22 protein-coding genes are annotated in these 20,067 nt (G+C 40.8%); 14 read left to right on the top strand and 8 right to left on the bottom strand.

Annotation, left to right across the window (positions count from 1 at the left end):
* The 12 genes from VF06_RS42120 to VF06_RS20890 all read left to right on the top strand — a co-directional run.
* A partial coding sequence (locus tag VF06_RS42120) for a deazapurine DNA modification protein DpdA family protein (protein ID WP_218964540.1) occupies positions 1-408 on the top strand: 408 nt, incomplete at its 5' end.
* 402 nt (positions 409-810) lie between these two features.
* Complete coding sequence (locus tag VF06_RS20940) at positions 811-1,146, top strand: hypothetical protein (protein WP_099068982.1); 336 nt, start codon at positions 811-813, stop codon at positions 1,144-1,146.
* 3 nt (positions 1,147-1,149) lie between these two features.
* A complete protein-coding gene (locus VF06_RS20935; protein ID WP_099068983.1) occupies positions 1,150-1,503 on the top strand; it encodes a hypothetical protein in 354 nt (117 codons plus the stop codon).
* Positions 1,493-2,284 (top strand): laminin G domain-containing protein, encoded by a 792-nt coding sequence (locus VF06_RS20930; protein WP_099068984.1) that lies wholly within the window; start codon positions 1,493-1,495, stop codon positions 2,282-2,284. The genes VF06_RS20935 and VF06_RS20930 overlap by 11 nt, the downstream gene beginning before the upstream one ends.
* A 24-nt stretch (positions 2,285-2,308) precedes the next feature.
* Positions 2,309-2,830, top strand: a complete 522-nt coding sequence (locus tag VF06_RS20925; RefSeq protein ID WP_099076462.1) for a hypothetical protein — start codon at positions 2,309-2,311, stop codon at positions 2,828-2,830.
* A complete protein-coding gene (locus VF06_RS20920) occupies positions 2,831-3,148 on the top strand; it encodes a hypothetical protein (RefSeq protein WP_099068986.1) in 318 nt (105 codons plus the stop codon).
* A complete protein-coding gene (locus VF06_RS20915; RefSeq protein ID WP_099068987.1) occupies positions 3,148-5,730 on the top strand; it encodes a hypothetical protein in 2,583 nt (860 codons plus the stop codon). The genes VF06_RS20920 and VF06_RS20915 overlap by 1 nt, the downstream gene beginning before the upstream one ends.
* Positions 5,730-6,560 (top strand): hypothetical protein, encoded by an 831-nt coding sequence (locus VF06_RS20910; protein WP_099068988.1) that lies wholly within the window; start codon positions 5,730-5,732, stop codon positions 6,558-6,560. The genes VF06_RS20915 and VF06_RS20910 overlap by 1 nt, the downstream gene beginning before the upstream one ends.
* A 117-nt stretch (positions 6,561-6,677) precedes the next feature.
* Positions 6,678-7,046: a hypothetical protein gene (locus VF06_RS20905; RefSeq protein WP_099068989.1), complete on the top strand. Its 369-nt coding sequence runs from the start codon at positions 6,678-6,680 to the stop codon at positions 7,044-7,046.
* 69 nt (positions 7,047-7,115) lie between these two features.
* Complete coding sequence (locus tag VF06_RS20900) at positions 7,116-7,325, top strand: hypothetical protein (protein WP_099068990.1); 210 nt, start codon at positions 7,116-7,118, stop codon at positions 7,323-7,325.
* Between the two features lie 3 nt (positions 7,326-7,328).
* Entirely contained in the window at positions 7,329-7,727 is a 399-nt protein-coding gene (locus VF06_RS20895; protein ID WP_099068991.1) for a hypothetical protein, read from the top strand.
* Positions 7,717-8,082, top strand: a complete 366-nt coding sequence (locus VF06_RS20890; RefSeq protein WP_099068992.1) for a hypothetical protein — start codon at positions 7,717-7,719, stop codon at positions 8,080-8,082. Before VF06_RS20895 ends, VF06_RS20890 begins: the two co-directional genes overlap by 11 nt.
* A gap of 79 nt (positions 8,083-8,161) precedes the next feature.
* On the opposite strand, the gene VF06_RS20885 is transcribed toward VF06_RS20890, so the two are convergent.
* The gene (locus VF06_RS20885; protein WP_180267546.1) at positions 8,162-8,368 is read right to left on the bottom strand and encodes a helix-turn-helix domain-containing protein; all 207 of its coding nucleotides are present in this window, start codon (positions 8,366-8,368) and stop codon (positions 8,162-8,164) included.
* Between the two features lie 158 nt (positions 8,369-8,526).
* Between VF06_RS20885 and VF06_RS20880 the strand changes: the two genes are divergently transcribed.
* The gene (locus tag VF06_RS20880; protein ID WP_099068994.1) at positions 8,527-8,847 is read left to right on the top strand and encodes a hypothetical protein; all 321 of its coding nucleotides are present in this window, start codon (positions 8,527-8,529) and stop codon (positions 8,845-8,847) included.
* Between the two features lie 410 nt (positions 8,848-9,257).
* Here the strand turns inward: VF06_RS20880 and VF06_RS20875 are convergent, their stop codons facing one another.
* The 6 genes from VF06_RS20875 to VF06_RS20850 all read right to left on the bottom strand — a co-directional run bounded on the left by VF06_RS20875 (position 9,258) and on the right by VF06_RS20850 (position 13,749).
* Positions 9,258-9,863, bottom strand: coding sequence for a DUF4129 domain-containing protein (locus VF06_RS20875; RefSeq protein ID WP_099069031.1), 606 nt, complete (start codon positions 9,861-9,863; stop codon positions 9,258-9,260).
* Positions 9,864-9,933: 70 nt separating this feature from the next.
* Positions 9,934-10,428 (bottom strand): DUF2243 domain-containing protein, encoded by a 495-nt coding sequence (locus tag VF06_RS20870; protein ID WP_099068995.1) that lies wholly within the window; start codon positions 10,426-10,428, stop codon positions 9,934-9,936.
* A gap of 115 nt (positions 10,429-10,543) precedes the next feature.
* Positions 10,544-10,936 carry an Alr5209 family pentapeptide repeat protein gene (locus tag VF06_RS20865; protein ID WP_099068996.1) on the bottom strand — a complete coding sequence of 131 codons (393 nt, stop codon included), beginning with the start codon at positions 10,934-10,936 and terminating at the stop codon, positions 10,544-10,546.
* Between the two features lie 153 nt (positions 10,937-11,089).
* Positions 11,090-11,527 (bottom strand): RrF2 family transcriptional regulator, encoded by a 438-nt coding sequence (locus VF06_RS20860; RefSeq protein WP_099068997.1) that lies wholly within the window; start codon positions 11,525-11,527, stop codon positions 11,090-11,092.
* Between the two features lie 462 nt (positions 11,528-11,989).
* Complete coding sequence (locus VF06_RS20855; RefSeq protein ID WP_099068998.1) at positions 11,990-12,607, bottom strand: hypothetical protein; 618 nt, start codon at positions 12,605-12,607, stop codon at positions 11,990-11,992.
* Between the two features lie 182 nt (positions 12,608-12,789).
* The gene (locus tag VF06_RS20850; protein WP_099068999.1) at positions 12,790-13,749 is read right to left on the bottom strand and encodes a DNA polymerase III subunit delta'; all 960 of its coding nucleotides are present in this window, start codon (positions 13,747-13,749) and stop codon (positions 12,790-12,792) included.
* 479 nt (positions 13,750-14,228) lie between these two features.
* Here VF06_RS20850 and VF06_RS20845 point away from each other — a divergent pair, with 479 nt between their 5' ends.
* On the top strand, positions 14,229-15,098 hold the full coding sequence (locus tag VF06_RS20845; RefSeq protein WP_099069000.1) for an inositol monophosphatase family protein: 870 nt from the start codon (positions 14,229-14,231) through the stop codon (positions 15,096-15,098).
* 240 nt (positions 15,099-15,338) lie between these two features.
* Here VF06_RS20845 and VF06_RS20840 read toward each other — a convergent pair whose 3' ends face one another.
* The gene (locus VF06_RS20840; RefSeq protein ID WP_099069001.1) at positions 15,339-20,000 is read right to left on the bottom strand and encodes a GAF domain-containing protein; all 4,662 of its coding nucleotides are present in this window, start codon (positions 19,998-20,000) and stop codon (positions 15,339-15,341) included.
* Between the last annotated feature and the right edge of the window lie 67 nt (positions 20,001-20,067).

Below are 20,067 nucleotides of genomic sequence, written 5' to 3'. Positions count from 1 at the left end.
GTATGTAAACGCAATGGAAACCCTCAAGAGGTTGCGGACTTGTTGCGAGGAGTTAAATTAATTCGCCCCGATTTGCGATTACATGGGTTTGGTTTAAAAATGCTAGCTCTAGAGAATACCGAAATTAGGGAACTTCTACACAGCTGTGATTCAATGGCGTGGAGTTATCCTCGCAGATTTCAACCTGTCCCTGAACCGGAGATTCCAGTGGCTCACCGCTACCAGCAGCGTATACACACGGCTGTAACCGATAACGTACAAAATCGCAGACAGCCGCCGCCCACTGCTGGTGCTGGTAATGGGCAGGGCAGAAAGCCCAAGTGGAAATCACCCACCGAATCGGTGCGGATTCCCAAGAAATATATTCCCCGTGTGGTGGAGTTATGCAGGCAGTGGGAAGAGGAATAAAAACGCGTAGGCGCAGCCCGCCGCAGGCATCGCCTTTTTGGTGCAGGAGGGCGATCGCGAAGATTTTGGTTTTAGATAATTTCCAGACTTTCAGCATATTCGCCCTAGCCGGTTTTGTCCTGCCGATCCTTTTTAAAGATTTGTATAATTTTTAGTCTTACCAAATTCAGTACAGACACTCAGCCGGTCAATAATAGGTTTTGCATGAGTTCCGGTTTAACCGTACCACGTGGTTAAACCGGTATATTTTCATGAGCAATTATCAGAGATACTTCTAAAACCCAGTCTTAATAATATTTCCAGTCAGTAAAGACACTTCCGAAATTACATAAAAGAAGAAGATTTACACAAATTTAATTAAGCCATACAACGGATTTATTCACTTCACAAAAATCTAACTTTATGGCAGAGCCAACACTCGCTCAGGTCTTCGGTGAAAATGCCTCTCAAACATCGACTGACCTTATTATCAAAAAATCCGATTTATCGGCGGCAGGCTTAACCGCAGCATCGGAGAATACTGCTGAATCTTTATTCCTGGCTGTTACCTTGACCGCCAAGGAAGGATTGACAGAAGATACCAGGGATACAAATATTGACCAATCAGTCACCCTCACAAACGGTTTTAGCCCTAGTGTTACTACTCGGAATAATTCTATTTACCTGAGAAATACCATCAGTATTGAGGTAGACAAACTGCTAGATGGTGCAGATGTAATCGACCCGGACGACTACTAAAAAATGCAGACATTAACACTACAGCAATTATTTGGTGTTAACGCCGTTCAAACTGCTACTGAATTGGTAATCAAAAAAGCTGATTTAGTAGCAGTTAGTCTAACTCCAGCATCAAATAATCGCGCCGAACAATTATTAGTTGCAATCCTGCTCAAAGCACTAGAGAATTTCCAAGGAAGTATTACTGATGAAGACGGGAATTATGTAACTGACCAAAATAATCTTCCAATAGAGTATGACAATCGAAATCTTTGGGAACTACTGGAAATTATTAAATGGGGTTTGTATGTCCCCGAAAAATATACAGATAGAATACGTCACCAAATAATTATCCATTCATACACCCATGAAGTTTGACCAATATCCTGAACTGACCGAATTAACAGATAATGATTTGTTCTTGGTGTGGGACAAAGAAACGGGGACGTTGCGCCGGATAAAATCATCAACAGCCAAAACTTACGCTGCACCAGCCACGACACCAGTAAAGACTTACAGCCAACTAGTACTCGAAGATCAAAACTGGTCTTACCTTCGATTTAATGAAACATCGGGTACTGCTGCCACAGATGAATCAGGAAATACTAGAAACGGCAATTATCAAGGAGGTTGCATTCTTGGCGTTTCTGGCGCGTTTTCTGATAGCAAAGCCGTAACTTTCAATGGAACAACCGGATATGTTTCCTTTGGTACGAGCATCCCATCTCCTTCACTATTCTGTTTAGAATGCCTTTTTAAAACTTCTAGCACTGGTGGATCTTTATTTGGATTTAGCAGCAATCAGCTAACTGGTGGTGGAAGTTTTGATAAACAATTGTATTTGAGCGCTGGGAAGCTAACAGCAATGGTGTATTCAAGTAGCAATCAAGTGATAACTTCGCCGCTCGCGTATAACAACAATCAATGGCACATTGTTACTTTTAATTGTCTTGGTGGGGCATCTCAGTTGTGGGTAGATGGGTCAATGGTTGCCTCAATGGTTCATGGATTTCCATCACTCTATACAGGATATTGGCATATAGGATATAGCGTCACGGGGGGCTATTTCAGCGGCTCAATTGATGAGCCGTCGATACTTATTAATGCTTCATTGCCCTCACAGCAAATAAAAGCGAGGCACAAGGCTTTTTTAGGATGACATCATTAATGGGGAATGTTTGGTATGTCTTATTGCAATGAGAAAAATCAAGCGATTGTTAGCTACCTCAAAAATAAGAAAATCACCAAATTTAATACTAACCAAGTGCCAATTGAAGTGGAAATTATTAGCAAAAAAGATGGGAGTTATAGATTTTATGGCATCGGAGACGATAGTCTCTTTTATGAATTTATAGCAAGTGGCATAAATCCAGGATACGCCATTAATAGCGGTTTTAATAATCGTGGCGTCACTCCCACGATGAATGGCGTTTTTCTGAAATCGCAATCTTATTATTATGTTTCAGGTTATGGCATTGAAACTTTGGTTGAACCTATTAATGAATGTCAAATAAAAGTTACCACTCCCAGCCAAATTTTTACTGACTCTATAGATTGCCCAGGTGTTTTTGAAGTTTCGTGTGACGATGATTGTCCGACAGGACATCACAAATGTAAGCACAATAAATATCCAGGATATTGCTGTGTGCCGTGTAAAAAAGTGGGGAATCGCATTAAAAATATAGCTTCTAAAGTGAGGGGCTAAATGGCAGAAGTTTGCAAGGATATTGATGCTGGTTTGGCTGCTTTGAATGCTGCCATTAATCGGCTGAATAAAAGGCTGGACAATTTAGAGCGAAAGCAGAATGAATGTTGTGATAACAAAGATAAACCAACAGATTTGTCTGCACTTCTCAAAAGATTAGAGAAAGCTGAAAAAGATATTCTCGAACTCGGTGGAGTTGTAAAAACTGTTATTGATGACATCAAAGATATCTTAGATTCCTTGGGCGAACACAACGAAAACGCTAAGGAGTCTCAAAATATATTTTCAGCTATTGTCAACTTCTTTATCGATGAATAATGACTATATCTCAGCAGATATCACCCAGCGCTTTGAGGGCTTACAAGTTGTCAAAGTACGCCAATGGTCAGCCAGGTAAATTACTTTTAGAGGCTAGAAAAGCAAGAAGAATTACTTCTCAATTCATGTCTAAAAGTGGCGCTAAGGAAGCTGCTAAAAAAATGAAAGCTTTGAAGCAAACTGCCGCAGCCACAAAAAAAGCGTCTGACCTTACCGAAAAGATACACAAAGCTCTATTTTCAAAAATACCTGGCAGTAATTTTTTAGATTCAGCATCAAGAGTTGGGGGAATACTTGGAATTCTATCTGCAATTGGTCTAGTTGCTCTCACTAAATTACAAGAGTTTATTACTGATAGAACATTTGATAATTTAGATGCTATTAGTAATGACTTGACAAAAACTAATCAAATAGCAGTACAGAATGGATTGAAATTGAAGCAGATCCAATCAAAGGTTGATAAGTTTGAGAAGGAGTTAAATATCAATGCTAAAGACTATGCACGGCTAAATAAACAGACGGAGACTATAGGACAGCAAGTAACTGCTGCTAAAAAACAAGCTAATGATGCCCTTTACGAAACTCGTGAAGGGCGAAAAATAGTAACTGGATTAGCTGAAGCCGCGAGAAAGTTAGCTAACGATGCTTTGTATGAAGCCCGCCAAAATAAAGTAAGTATTGAAGCCAGAATCAACGAACAGCGTATTAGTTTTGATGCAAAAATTCAGTCTATCAACGCTCAAATATCGAAGTTTAATAATAGTGTTGGAGACACTTTTCAAAGGTCTGTCAACGCCACAATATCAAAATTGCAATCAGACCTAGCAGCAACGAAAGCCCAGGTATCGGCTAAGCCACAGAATGTTGATACAAATAGCATCACAGCTAATGCTATTGCAGCAGCCAAATCTGTAGTTGCTCCATTGCAATCACAAATAGCGAATACAAACAACATCGTCAATGGACTTCAAGCACAAGTCGCACAAATACCAGTGTTAGCCAATGCTGTAAGCAGTTTGGGTAAAAATCTCAACCTTGTAGATAACAAGGCTGATGCAGCGATGAATGAGGCGCGTAATAAAGGTGTGCCCAACCTTGCGCCAATTCAACAACAGTTGGATGATAAATTCAACCGTTTTGTTGCTGACAATAACAAGGCGTTAGGGATTAGAGACCTACAAATATCCGACCTCAGTAAAGATTTTGATAAAAAACTAGCCGATTTCAATCGACTTAATAACTTGACATCAGAACAGAGATTTCAAGAGTTCAAGAAAGAAAATGATAAAGCTCTGGCAATTCGGGACTTACAACAATCGAATCTATCTAAGGAATTTGACCAAAGATTTGCTGATTTCAAACGTCAAAATGAGTTGACATCTGAACAGCGTTTTGAGGAATTTGAACGTGAAAACAGGCAGTCTTTAGGCTTGTTAAAGGGTGACGTACAACAAATTAACAGGGATATTAACACCACGAAATCAGATATTACAAAAATCGATACAAGATTGAAGGATCAAGAAAAGGTGAACAGTGCAGCATTACCAAAATTAGACCAGATACTTGATAAACTCCCTTTCATTCCGGCATTGTCCGCAGCCGCAATTAGACCAGATATTCCGACAATCCCCCAAATCGAGCAAGCAGCCGCAACAGGAACATGTCGCACTACCCAACCGGGCGGCTGCATGAGGAGAGCTTTGGATGATAATGCAGCGAATATCATAATCAACAACAACACTAACGCAGCCAATCTTTTAAATGCTTACAACGCAGGTGCTAACACTGCACTACTGCAAGGGCAGGCAACAATTCTAGAAAGACTTGGCGCTCAACTCCCCGGAGGTATCGGGGGAAAGCTAGGTCGCCTATCAAAATGGCTGTTACTAGATAGAGTATTGAATATTCTGACTTGGTGGCAAACGCTTCACAATGCAGCGATGTTGAGCAACAACATTGTTCAAACATTGGCATCTGGTGTCAACAATGTCCTGGCATTTATAGGTGTAAAAGATGATGACGATAACCCTATAGATGTAGGGCAAATATTAGGACAAGCTTATACAAGTGCGATTAAATCTGCACTTGGTGAAGAAACATACAACAACCTTAATAAAGCTTTTAACGCCGCTAATCGTATTTATCAATCAGCCGCTAATGTTGCGTTCATCATTCAATCGATTCAACAATCAATCCTAACTGCTTTAGAAGTAATTGGCAGTGGAGTAGCTAAGATTGCTAACGGATTAAAAGCTGCTGGCAAAGTGTTTGATCGTGCATACGAATGGATGAATCCTAATCCTAATTTTGATAATGCATTATTTAGAACCTTAGAAGGCGCTCAGCAAATCGCATCTAATATCGAGCTTGTCAGTCAAACTCCTTTAGATGTTCAGACTTCACTTAACAGCCTCAAAGAAGAACGTGAAAATATGAAACAGGCGCTTAAAGATGGAGAAAATGCACTTAAAGGATTGGGGATTATTGAGTCTGATAACGAGAAAAATTCAGCTACTCAACGGAAAGAAATTTCTGCTGGGCAGGATTTAGAAAACAGTGACAAGTTGGAGGCTGATGACTAATGGCTTTACCTCCAAATTTTGGACATTGGGAACACCTTCAAGACACTATCCGCCGCGAACAGAACAAAGTAGTAGCGCGGTATTTTCGAGATTTGGGCGGCATTGATTGGGAGCCAGATATCAGTGACCCACGAAAAGCATTGAGAACTGCTTGCCGAATCGATGATCAGGATACAGATGTAATGACATTAATTCGACTGTACTTGTTTTATGAGGTATTAGGCTACGGGAAAAAGCGACTGGGTGTTTTTTATGGGATGCCTGCTCTAGATTTTCAGGAGAGCTTTGAAGGCAGACCACAAGTATTTCTATTTTTTTCTCAAGACCGAGCATCTACACCTGATGACTTGACACCAATTACAGCTGAAATTAGTTTTCGCCTAATGGATGAAACCGCAGAATCCATCACTCCAGCGAAAGCCCTCAGCCTAGCCAACAAAATTAAGGCAGAAATGAGCGACGGCGGCAAAGAAATCTATTTCAACAAGGGCAAGAATATCGTCAATTACAATGACCGCAAGCACGGACTAGCACTTCAGATTTACTCCACCAATGAAGCTGAGGGAGAGAAGATGATTAAAAAAATTTTGGCGATTCGCGGTGTAACTTTTGATTCGACCAAACAGAGTGTCTCTGTTCCCAAGCGCAACTCAGAAAACCTCCCCAAAGGTACAACAACGGTATATGGAAAATCTCGCAAAAAACGCCGATGGCGGCCAAATGGACGGGTGATATTCCGTTATGCCTACTTGTATGTACATGGGTTAAACGAGGTTGTACCGTTAGTTGATGCTACCAGCCAATGGGTAGACGCACTAGTCCATATTTAACTAAAGTTGAGTTGCGTTTCGGATCGCGGAACCCTTAAAGGGTTCCATTGTGATGGAAGTACCCCAAACCCAGACTAGGATAGTGGTTGAAGCAATTGACACACCCAATATACACACATGGCTACGGCACAAACGAGAAAACGCACCACGTATCAGGTAGAACTCCCGCAAAACAAGATCGTTCTGGTCAAGGGCATCAAGTCAAGCATCGGAGACATCGCAAGTAGCCTTGGTTATACAGAGGATACAGACGGAGAAGTTCCTCAAGGTAAAACCTTGGTAGGCGAAGGAACGGAAGATGCGTTGCTTAACGGCTGCTTCCCTATTGCAATTTATTACCTCAAAAACAAGCAAAAACGTAGAGCGGTTCTTTTGGTTTCTCCAACCAAAGCTGACACTATAGCTCAGGATTTAAAAACCAAAAAATACGCTGGTTGCAACATTGTTAAGGTTACTCCAGTTCGCCGTCGCAAGTTCACTTACTAAGCCGCAAGTTCATTTACTGACTAGTTTTCAAGTTTCAATTATTAATTATTAATTCAGGAGAATACTCAAATGGCAGCAGGATTTGTTGTTGTTACTTTAGACGATGAGGGCGACCCCGCTGAATATTGGGATGGTACAGCTTTTCAAGCAGATGTTGACCTTGCTGATTTCATCACCACTAAAACAGAAGCTCGATACGTAGCAGGTTCTAATCAAGCTGTCAGAACTGATGTTGACGTAGTTTATAAAGCCGCAACACAAGACATCTCACTGGTTTAATTAATGGACTGGGTTAAAGTCTACGACAAAGCCTTTAATCTGCATACTAACCCAAGACCCCGAATTGTTATTATTCGCTCATTTCAATCACGAATACTGAGCATACAAACTAGTAAATTCGGGTCTTGGGATTATTCATTTATTGGCTGGATTGTGCCAATTCTAAACGCTCCATCTGGAGTTTCCGAAGGTAGGTATACACGTCTTTATTTGGGTAATCAATCCCATATCTTACAACCCCACGATTTAGTGGGGAATTTAGAAATCAAGCCTCGGCTTTGGATTCCCGATCTCACAGTTCGGATCTGGGAACTGCAAGGCTATTCGACCCCTGAGCAAGTTGCTCTCACTAATTTTGAGCGTATTGAGTCTAAAATTGATGGACTAATTAATGAAAGTTGATATTAACAATGCTTTTACCATTGTTTCCTTGTTATTTATGCTGGTTGCTGGCATTTATCGACTAGCACGCATAGAAGCCAGCATTAATGCAAGAATCACTAATGTGCAAACTAATTTGCTAACAGCTATCGATTCTGTTAAGGATGGTCTTGCTGATAAATTGCATATCAATGATAAAAAATTAGATATTCACTTAACCGAATATCAAGGCAGAAACGAGCATTATACCTACTTGATGAATGAATTTGACAAAAAGTTAGGGCATCAAGGAAATAGAATTAAAGACTGGATTGACCAAATCGCTACACACTTACACGAAAAAGGCGGATTTATCATCCGCGATCGCAGACTCTAGACCCAAGCTTTAACTCTCTGGGGATTCACTCTAACAATTAGTCATTGGGCATTGGGCATTGGGGGAAATCTCCATTTCGTCACTTTGGTGGCTGCAATCCTGTAAGTTCGTAGGTCAACTTGTTTCCAGGCTGTTTACGCCCCTGAACATAGCCCTCTTTTCTAAGTCTGTGCAAAGCTGGGTATAAACGATGAAAAGCGATATGCAATGTTTGATGAATTTGCACTGCCCGGAGTGGGCCAGCTTTTAAAAGTAAGTTAAAAATTTCAAATTCATCTTTGTTCATTTGATTCATGAAATGAAATGTTGACCTCTAATGTTAGCTTAGGACTGGCAGACAGCACCTTATTAAATCGTGTGCGGGCAGATGGCTGCCTATCAAGCTTTTTAATTACTCTCTACTAAGCTACAATGCCGTGTTACACGGCAATAGAGAGATTTTGTATGAGCAAGGGTGGCAGAACTTCAACAACCTGGGAAGGCGGTAGTACTTGGCGAAGTGGAAAGACGAAATTGATTCGCGTACCAGAGGCGATCGCGGATGAGGTGATGTGCTGCGCTAGAGCCATCGACGCTGGGAAAGCCGTGTTACACGGCAATAGAGCGGATATAGTCGAAAGCGCGATCGCCCGATATATCGAAATGCGTGGAAAGAATCTTCACCCAAATCAGTATTCTAAGGGCAAGGGGCTTGATACGCGATCGCGTACTTGGGATGAGTTGAGAAGGTTCCAGGAATGGGTCAAGAATCAAGAAAATAAGTAGCATTTCAGTAGCATGAGCAGTGCTGGCACTAACTAAAAACAGGGCATATTACCCTGTTTTAAGTAGCATTTAAGTAGCGGCGAATAAAGAATAAGCTCAAAAGCTTGTAGTGAAAGGATTCAATAAGACTGTTTAATAAAGTTTGTCATATCTTGTAAATCTATTCACTACTGGTTTATTCATTTTTACTTTAGTAACCTTTCCAACATTTTAAAAACCCCACTTTAGTTTAGTGGGGTTTAGCATCAAGTATTCACGATCGTTAATTAGCGATCGCCTTCACAAATTTATCCAACAGGAGGTTAGCCACCTTAGCAATTAACTTGCCTTACAAATGGTTACCAGAGTTATCAGCGGTCGTCTTTAGCATCTAAAAGCCTGGCCGTGGTATCGTTTGTTGGTAGCTTATTTCATTGTGGCGAAATTTCCCGATAAGCTTGCCGACACTGCTCGTAGTTGTCTGGTAAAATCTCGGCATTGCCAAAACATAATTGCTCGTGAGTGGTAATTAAAGTTTCATAAGGCTGGATGGGACTTACAGACGATCGCAATAATTGTAAATATTCTCCATCTGTACGGCTTTTTTTGTGAGGTGCGATGGCTTGCTGATGCAAATGCTGTAACATCGCTAAATAAAGACAACGGCAAGCTTCACGATAGTTAGCTTGGCGATAAAATTGTTGCGATCGCTCCAACAAAAGAGCGATCGATAACTCATTAGATTTATTTTTTACACCTAAATCAGTAAAATTCCCTCTCCTATTCAGCCAAGAATATAAATAGGGGCTAAATTCTCGCCATAACCGCCAAACCACCCAAGCAACAAATAAGCCTAGTATTACCCAAAACAGGAATTTTAGTAACTCACCAACCCAAGGGCTAATGCTCCATCCATCCGGCAAGTCTGGCAAAGACCTTTCCAAGCGGTAAAACTGGTATTCCCACCATTCTCCTACTTGTTGTTGAAATTGAGAAAGCTGCCAATTCCAGTTAGTTTTTTCAAAAGCATCTGTCATATTGGGGAGTGGGGTGATGGGGAGATGGGGCAGGGGGAATAATAACTCGCCAGTCATCAGTCACCAGTCATCAGTCACCAGTCCCCAATTCAATTGAATCTTTTTTTATCATTATCGAGCCAATAACGGCAAGTAGGCTACCGAATGCAAGAAATCCAAGATCCCAAGCTAGTTGATTTGGGCCTGGTTTCACATGATGGATGCCGAGAATTTGATGGTCAATCAATCCTTCAACTACGTCGAATAACCCAGCACCAATAAGTATTGAACCAATAAAGGTTTGTGACGACCAAGGAACATCGTCGCGTCCTCCAGCACGCCAGAGTAGGATTATTCCTGCTACGGTTAACAGCCAATCGAAAGCATGGAATAATCCGTCCCACACCATGTTCAAATCTTCATTAGCAACGTTTGTCAGAGGTCGAATGTTGCTTAACATGTGATGCCACTGGAGTAATTGATGCAGTAAAATTCCATCAACAAATCCTCCAAGACCTAAACCAAGAACGATTCCCGCAATTATTAAGGGTGTCCGTTGATTGAGGGTTGTACTTTTGGCCTCCATCTTTAACCTCAGAAATCGGTTTTTTACCAAAATAGAATTGTTTTGGTCACCATATCTTCTATCCTGAGGCAAGTGCGTAGCTTGCCGCCGAAGGCATCGCTCAAATTAAAATTAGTCAATCTTCGGCTTTAATTTGCATTCCAGCTTGTGCTGGGTCAAAATTTTCAGGAAAATGGGTATTGCGATCGTAGTCTGCTTTTTCCAGGTTTGCTCCTTCGAGGTTGGCTTGATGAAGATTAGCTGACATTAACAACGCTCCCCTTAAATCAGCATTTCTCAAGTTAGCTTCACTCAAATCGGCAAAACTCAAATCAGTTCCCCTGAAATTAGCTCCACTCAAATTCGCTCCACTCAAGTCAGCATAACTGAGGTCAGATCCTCTCAAATTAATATTTTGTAAATCCGCATTACCCAATTCTGCCTTACTAAAGTCTCGTTTTCCTGCTGCATAACTCTCTACAACAGTAGCGGCATTATTAATTGGCTGTTGAGAATTTATTTGAGACATAACAAAAAAGGGTGGGGAGTGTTGACTGTTGACTGATGACTGTTGAGTGATGACTAGTGACTGGCGAGTTATTACTCTCCCCTGCCCTTTTGCCCCTCTGCTCCTCTGCCCAATCTACCTTGTCTCCCCTACCATTTCAATACTTCAATGTTCCTAAATGTAATACATCAGTTCTTTCTGTTGTCGGCTTGTTCTCCGTTCACAAAGGTCTTGAAGTGTATATTTTTCTAGTACGGAGTTAGCAGCTTGACGTGCTTCTTGCCAAACTTCCTGAATTAGCTCAGCTTCTATTGTACTAGGGGGCGGTTCACAAGTGGAAGCAACAGCATCGGAACCTTCCATACAGGTAAAAGCATCCAGCACTGTAATTGTCCTGGGATCTCGTGCTAATACATAGCCGCCTTTGGCTCCGCGTATGCTCTTAATTAAACCTCCACGCCTTAATGTTGCCAAGAGTTGCTCTAAGTAGCGGTTCGGTATGTCTTGCAATGCTGCTATCTCGCGGATTTGCAATGCGTCACCGTTAGGGTAGCAAGTTGCCAACTCTAACAGGGCTAGGAGTGCGTATTCTGATTTGTTAGAGATTACCACAGGCGTAATACTTTAAACTCACACCTAAATATACAAAGTTACTAAATCTATTTCCCTAAGCTATTGCTAAGAAAAACTTGACAATCAACAGATTGTTGACCGGCTAACTCCACTTTAAAGACTTTCTAGCATAAAAACAATTATATTTTTTTTTTAACCCCATAAATAAAAATGATTGATTACAGGGTTTGGGTATTGGGAGTGATGAGTAGAGGGGGAAAGGGAAAAGGGTTTTTATTTTCCCTTTACCCTTTACCCTTTTCCCTACTTCTGCAATAGGGGGGAAAGGGAAAAGGTTAAAGGGAAAAGGGTTTTTATTTGCCCTTTACCCCTTACCCCTTACCCTTTTCCCCACTTCTGCAATAGGGCGGAAAGGGAAAAGGGTTTTTATTTGCCCTTTACCCCTTACCCTTTTCCCCACTTCTGTTACAAGTCTAGTGATGAGTGAGTGTAAATTTTTGTTTAGTAAATACTTCGCCAAGCTTTTACTGTCCCTTTACCAATTTCGCTATCAACAGTTTGACCTCCTTCCAACACTAGTCTGATGTCTAAGTTTTCATCTGGAGCATTTTTCAAGGCAGTGGCTAGTTCTTGGTTAACGACAAACGTGCCTGTTGAACCCTCTAACTGAAAAATTTTTTCCCTGACTTTAATCGAAAGTTTATCTACTTTTTGGGTAGTCACGAATTTCAGGTAATCTGGCCTGGGATACAAACTACCTGCGGTATAGAAAGAAGATTTTACTTGACCAGAATTTACTGTTACGAGTAGTCTAATGCTCTCAGGAGTCCACAAACTAATAACTTGTTTGGAACCGTCGCGGTATAAATAACCACCTAAATAATTGCGGTCAAAAACTCCAAGTAACTCGCCTTCAAAAGGGTCGAGGATTCTCACGGGTTTTGACCAAGGCACATCCATATCTGGAGACAGTCCTACTGATTTGACCAATGGCAAAGTACTTGATGCTTGGCTCAGGTTAGATATCTTTTGAGCGCTGGAAGCAGTGCCAAGTTGCAAAGAAATTGCAGCCAAGCTAGTGATTAAAAGAAGAACTGAAATTGTCGGTGCTAAGTTCATGATGAGCGAGAGATGGAGTTTTTAAATTTAATTTTTAATGACACATTTTTAATCTTGATTTCTTTGTGGTAGCTTTGTTACAACTATTTTAGCTTGTGAATAATCGCATAATTACTATTAATATGGTCTTGATAAGGAATTAGAGTTTATACAAGTGTGAATATATTTGGCGATCGCTATCATCAATAAAGTCTTGATTTTTGATATAAAGATAACAGCAAACATTCCCAAACTAGCCGTGGTTGAACGTAAGCAAGTAAGTACTTACGAGCTTGTTCTAGCTGCTCCATCGCTTGGGCTTGATGCCACTGCTGCCAGTAAAATTGTTGAAGATAATCAACTAACCATAGTTGTGCTTCTGTATCTAAATCTTTATCAATTTTTTTGGCTAATTCTAAAGCATTGCGGTAAGATTTGGGCACTTTTTTCAAATCTTCAACCAATTCAGGGGGAATAGCTTGTAGTTGTTCGTAAGATGCGATCGCACTTCCCGCACTGCCAGCTGCTATATTCAATACTGCCTGATGTTGCAAAATTTCCTGATGACCTGTTTGTGTGAGTACAACAGCTAAAGACTCTCCATCCAAGCGATAAAAAGGAATGCGCTGACAGCGTGACACCAAAGTAGACAACACAGACTCTACTGTCGGTGCAATTAAAATTAACGTTGCTTGTCCCGGTTCTTCTAAAGTTTTTAATAAAGCGTTGGCTGCGGCTTCTGCCATTGTTTGGGCTTCCTCTAGCACTACCACATTCCTTGGGGCTTCTAAAGGCGAGCGACTGAGAAATTCGGTGATTTCTCGAATTTGCTCTAATCGAATTACAGGTGGTGCTTTACGTTTGAGTCCTTTTTCAGCCGCTTGTGCTGCTGTAAATCGTTGTCCTTGGTATTGATAAGTTGGTTGCACCCACAACAAAGCCGGGTGGTTACCTTGACGCAAACGGTTTTGTAAAGCAGTAGTGATTTCCATTCCATCAGAAAATAGCAATTCCACAAAGCACTTGGCTGCTAAACTCCTACCTACACCATCTGGCCCCACAAATAAATAAGCTGGAGCAACCCGGTTTTGTCTAACAGCTTGAGTGAGCAATTCTATGGCTTGCTGTTGTCCTACAAGTGGTGCAAATGGCTTAATAGTCATTGTGAAGAAAGAACAGGGAATAGGGACTTGCAAGTAAAAAAATATTCCATTGCTATTGGTGAGTGTTGACTGTTGACGGTTCACAGTTAACGGTACGCTTTTAGGCTCGTATTCATATCATAAATAAAGTGAAATGCTATTAGAACGCACATTAGTATTGGTAAGTACGGCAAGTACAGCCATCGCCAAAAATAGTAGTTCATGATACCGTAATTTTGTCTGAATATAGAATTCTGTCATCTCGCTAATCATAGAGGAAGTGACAATAGAGACACCCCAAGTCGGCAGTGAACTTCATTATCAACACTTATTACAACCCTTCTTTTGCTCCTTGTCCCCAAATCATATCGTGTCCGATTACAGACCTATCATTTAGACGCCAGGTGAGAATAATAACTCCCCAGTCAACAGTCAACAGTCAACCATCAACAGTCAACAATCAACAGTCAACGCTATTTTCAAGACAGGAGTTTGCTGGAATGTCCACAAAACCAAGTACTCAATTAATTTTGTCAACTTTACTTCCTCATCTGAAAGTAGCAGCAGCCTACGCCCGTTTTATGCAACCAAAAATTGCTGCACTTCCCGCTAAAGAACAAGGAAAAAATTTTTTTGCGGCTGCACTTACCGATGCGGATGTAGCGATTCAAAATCTAGTGGAGGTAGTACTACTGGGTAGTTTTCCAGAGATTCGCTTTTATGGAGAAGAGTATGAAAGTTCTAGAAACACCAAGTATTTTCGTGCTACTGAACTGGGTCTTGAAGGTGATTATTTAGTTACACTCGACCCAATTGATGGCACGAAATTTTACATGGATGGACATTCTAATTATCAAATTATTCTTAGTATTTTAAATGCAGATGATTTTGAGGCAGTGCTGGCAATTTCTCCTGCCCAAAATGTTTATTTTTATGCTTTGAGAGGCGAAGGAACTTTTAAAGGAACGTTGGAAACGAATTTAGAAGGCTGCGTTCCCTTAGAGATTAAATCACCTAAACCTGCTGTATTGTTGGGATGGGGAATGAATGCCATCGCACCTCTATTAAAAGAACGCTATCAAGTAATTGATATTGCCAATGATTATTCTAGTGATATACAAATTCCCAATCTTAATGGCATCCTCACTGGTGATTTGAGTGGAGCAGTAATCAGAGCCGGTAAATTTATTGATGCTGCTGCCCTAGCTTTTTTAGCAAAAGAAGCCGGCTATCTCGTCACTACTCTTGATGGTTCCACTTTGCCGCCACTATATACTTGTAAAAACTACAGTCTCCCTGGATTAATCTTAGCTGCATCAAAATCCATTCATCAACATTTGCTGGAAGCAACTCAAGGTTTAGTTGTGTGAGGATAGGGCATTGGGCATTGGGCAAAAGTGCTTTTTGCACTCTTGTGGTCAAAGGGAATCATGTTAAAGGGGAAAGGGAAAATACCAAACCTTCAGAAGTGGGGAAAAGGTGAGCCAGCGCGGTCTTGGGGGTTTCCCCCATGAGCGACTGGCGAACCCCGAAGGGGTTAAGGGGTAAAGGGGAAAGGGCAAATAAAAACCCTTTTCCCTTTCCCCGCTCTTGTCTCCCATCCCCAACCCCTATTGATGCACTGCTTCAGTTAAAAATGTTTGAATACGATTGACAAATTCTTCGATTTCTGTAATTAACTTAGTTGCAGTTTTATGCTCGTGTTGGAGGGCTTGTTGTTCTAGTTTCTCAACAGCTAGGTACATAGCTGTGGCTCCAATGTTGCTGCTAGCACCTTTGAGGTAATGAGCTTCTCGGACAATTTGTCCAAAATCATAAAGTGCGATCGCACTTTTGACAATCTCTAAACGGGGTTTAATATCTTGAACGAAAATCTGCAAGAGATTTAATTCAAATTGTGTGTCATTATCTGATACTTGATGTAGGTGTTCCCAATTGATTGTTTGGTCAATTTGAGTGTTGTTGATGGGAGAAGCTGTTTGTTCGCCTTCAATTACTATTTGTTGCAAAAGGATGATGTCTGCCCAATGGTCTAGAATTGCGGCTAATTTTTCTTTCAATACTGGCTTGCTTAGATAATCATCCATTCCAGCATTTAAACATTTTTGTTTGTCTTCTTTCATGGCATTAGCTGTCATAGCAATGACCACAGGACGACGACGACTAGCAAATGCACTTTCTTGCCAACGATGAATTTCTCTTGTAGTTTCTAAACCATCCAAAATTGGCATGTGGCAATCCATTAAAATCAAGTCATAAGGAATTTTTTCTAATAATTGTAAAACTTCTTTACCATTAGCAACGACATCAGCTTTATAGCCCAAAGTTTGGAGTTGTTTAAGTGTGACTTTCTGATTGACTAAATTATCTTCAGCTAGCAAAATTCTTAACTTTGATTCAGTGCAAAAATTCGGGTTTGGAGATTCATCAATACGGCAAGAATTGGCAACATTTGAAGTGGTTAGATTTTGGACTTCTTCCCTAGTACCTGGTTCTAATGCTGGCTGAATTTGTAAAATATTGAGGGTCATATCTAAAAGTCGCGAAGCCTTGATGGGTTTGACTAAATAACCAGCAAATCCGATTTTTAAAGCTTGCTGTACTTGATTTCTTTGATTAGTTGAAATGACGATAATTAAAGGTATCTCAGCAGTTGCCGAATTGGCTTTAATCTGTTCTCCTAGTTTGATGCCATCTGTTTCTGGCATTTCCATATCAATTAAGGCAATATTATAGGGATTTCCTTGCTCGCAAGCTTTATGAATAGCTTTGAGTGCTGCGGCTGCGCTGTTGACTCGATCTACTTGCATTCCCCAAGTAGTAGCTTGATTGTGGATCATTTTGCAATTAGTAGAGTTATCGTCTACTACTAAGGCGCGGCAATTAATTAACGGTGGGGACGATTTTAATACAGGCTCAAGTTGGTTGGCGAAAGGTACTTCAAACCAAAACTTAGATCCTTTGCCAATTTGACTTTCTACCCCAATTATTCCTCCCATTAAAGTTACCAGCTGTTTGCAAATGGCTAATCCTAAGCCTGTACCACCATACCTGCGAGTGGTTGAAGCATCGACTTGGGTAAATGGCATAAACAGTCTCGGTTGATCTTCAGGACTAATACCAAGACCTGTGTCTGTAATGGCAAAGTAGATGGTAACTGTGGTGGCGGAAAGGGAACGTAATTGTACTTCCACTACTACTTCACCAACACCGGTAAATTTGATGGCGTTGCTAATTAAATTCATGAGAATTTGCCGCAACCTCCCAGCATCTCCTTGGAGATGGATGGGAACGTTATGTTCAATGAGGGCAGCAATTTCTAATCCTTTATTATGGGCTGAAGGAGCCAATAATTCTAATACTTCTTCAATACAAGTAGATAAGTTAAAATCTAGAGTTTCTAGAGCCATCTCTCCAACTTCTAATTTGGAAAGATCTAAAATTTCATTAATTAAAGTTAATAAAGCTTCTCCACTGATGCGAATTGTTTCAATAAAATCTCGCTGTTCTGGGTCTAAGGGAGTATCTAAAGCTAAACTAGTCATTCCCAATACCGCATTCATAGGAGTACGAATTTCATGACTCATATTGGCTAAAAAAGCACTTTTGGTTTGAGAAGCTAATTCAGCTTGATAACGGGCAATTTCAAGTTCTTGTCGTTGACGAGTTTCTGCTTCTAATAGTTGGGCTTGGGCTATGGCTATACCTACTTGGTCGGCTATTTGGCGTAACAGGAGAGTTTCAAAGTTAGACCATTGATGAGAATAGTCACACTGATGCACTATGAGCAAACCACGAAGTTCTTCTTTGACGAGAATTGGCACAACTAAATTCACTTTCACGCCGAATTGTTGCATTAATTCCAAGTGTTTTTGTTCGAGTTCCAGGAGATCTAAATTAGCCAGCCCTAAAACTCGTCCTTGACGGTACTGTTGGAGATAGTATTGTTGTAAATATTCGGCTTGAAAGTAGGGGGCGGTGGTGTTTTGCTCTTTAATTGCTGGCAAGCCAGAGACTACTGCTTCAATGACGGTGGTTGTGGATTCATCTGGCTGGAGCTGATAAATTAATACTCTGTCAGTTTGGAGGATTTTTTGTACCTCCTTGACAGTAATTTCCAGAATTTCTTCGATTTGCAAAGACTGGCGAATTTTGAGGGTGATTTCAGTAAAAAGTTGCGATCGCAAGTTTTGGCGTTGTAATTCTTCTTCTGCTTGTTTGCGCTGGATAAATTGCCCCACTTGCCTACCAATAAAATTCATGGTTTTCGCTAAGTCTTCGTCTGGTTCCTGGATTTGACGATTAAAGCAGCTAATGACGCCGAGAATTTTGCTATCAGTGCGGAGTGGAAAACCTAAAGCCGCATGTAGTCCTAGTTGAGCTGCGGTTTTAAAGTTAGGGAAATTCAGATCTTTAACCACATCAGCAATCCAAACAGGTTCGGAAGTCAGCCAAACACGTCCAGGTAGCCCGACTCCTGGTGGAAAAGTTGTTTGCTGCTTCAAGGCTACAAAGTCTTGTACTTCTAGAGATGGTTTATGCCAGACATCCAAAAAACGCAGTACATTTGCTTGCTGATCTACCATCCAAATTTCCCCCAAATCCCATCCTAGACTTTCACAAATTCCCTGAAGAATTTGGGGCATAGCTTCGTTAATTGTAGTGGAATTTGCTAAAACATGGGTTGCGGCGTATTGTGCGCTTAAATGTTGTTCAGTTCGTTTGCGCTCAGTAATATCAATACCCGTACAAACAACGTATTCTACAAAACCGTCATCGTTTTTTAAGATGGTATTCGACCAGGTAATTAATCTGTGACTCCCATCTTTCATGAGCCAATAATTTTCGTGTTCTAGAAAACTCTTACCAGTCCGCAGTTCTTCAAAAACTGCTTTCACTGACTCTACTTCTTGAGAAAGTAAAAACAATTTCCAAAAATATTTACCTCTGACTTCGTCGAAGGAATAACCTGTTATTTGCTCGCAAGCTTCATTAAAACGAACAATTTTTCCTTGGGAATCAGTAACTACCACCAAAGCTCCCGCAGTATCCAGGACTGCTGAGATAAAGTTGCGTTCTTGGTTTAAGATTTCTTCTGTGCTTTTACGTTCACAAACTTCACGATAGATTAAATAGTAGACTACAGCCAAAATCAAGAAACTCAAACCAATGGCGATCGCAATTGTCAAAGTTGTTTTCCGAGTCCAAGCTTTTGTAGTTTGTGATAATTGCTGACGCCGCCCTTTTTCTTGGTTCTGGATCTCATAAACCGTTTTATGAATATCGTTCGTGAGATTTTGACCATCATTTGCTAGTAGCACCTGCGATACCGCTTGTAATCCCAGATTCTGGCGCAAATTGATAGTCTGTTTTAGTTGATTCACTTTAGTTGCAACTAAAGATTCAAGGATTAAAATCTGCTTCTGTTCCTGTGGTTCACCTGCGGTTAAATTTTTCAGTTTTATAATTTCTTTGTCTACGTTAGTCAGTGCTTGTTGATAGGCTTTTAAATAAGTTGCTTTTTCAGTCAAGATGTAACCACGCTGCCCAGTCTCAGCGTCCTTTGTCTGTGACAGTACTTTTTCTAAGCTGTTAATTTTCTTATTAAGATTTTTGATGATGCTGCGGTTATTAGTAGATACTTCTGTATTTTGATAAGAGACTGCACCAATGACAACTAAAGTTGCCGATGCTAAAAGAAAGCCCGCCCCAATTGTTTTGAAAAATTGCTTGCGTACTTTCTTCGATGCTTTGCCTTTATCAGCCATAAGTACTAAACTTGCCAAATTACGACGCAATTCTAGTTGCTTCATAACTTGACGACCCAAGGTACGTAATGCTTCTATCTGTTCGGAAGTAAGTTTCCGTGGTATGTAGTCAATGACGCAAAGGGTTCCTAGCGCGTATCCCTCAGCATTAGTTAGAGGTACACCAGCATAAAACCGGATTTTTGGGTTAGAAGTCACCAGTGGATTTGCGGCGAAACGTTCGTCATTTGCCGCATCAGGCACAATCAAAACATCAGGTTGTAGAATCGCATGGGCACAAAACGCCTGGTCTCGATGTGTTTCTGGGATATCCAAACCCACCTGAGCTTTGAACCACTGGCGGTTGATATCAATTAAGCTAATTAAGGCAATTGGAGTCTGACAAATATACGAAGCTAAACGAGTGAGATCGTCAAAGACAGCTTCAGGTTGTGTATCGAGGATTTTGTATTCCAAAAGCATCTCGATTCTCTGTGCTTCGTTATCAGGTAATGGTGCTTTCATCCTTAAGCCTTATCTACGAGGGATTGGGGATTGGGGATTTATGGGGTATGGGGAGAGAAGGGAGACA

It is taken from the genome of Nostoc linckia z4 (genome assembly GCF_002608075.1).
Classification (GTDB): Bacteria; Cyanobacteriota; Cyanobacteriia; order Cyanobacteriales; family Nostocaceae; genus Nostoc; species Nostoc linckia.
This window is presented reverse-complemented; position numbering and strand designations above follow the sequence as displayed.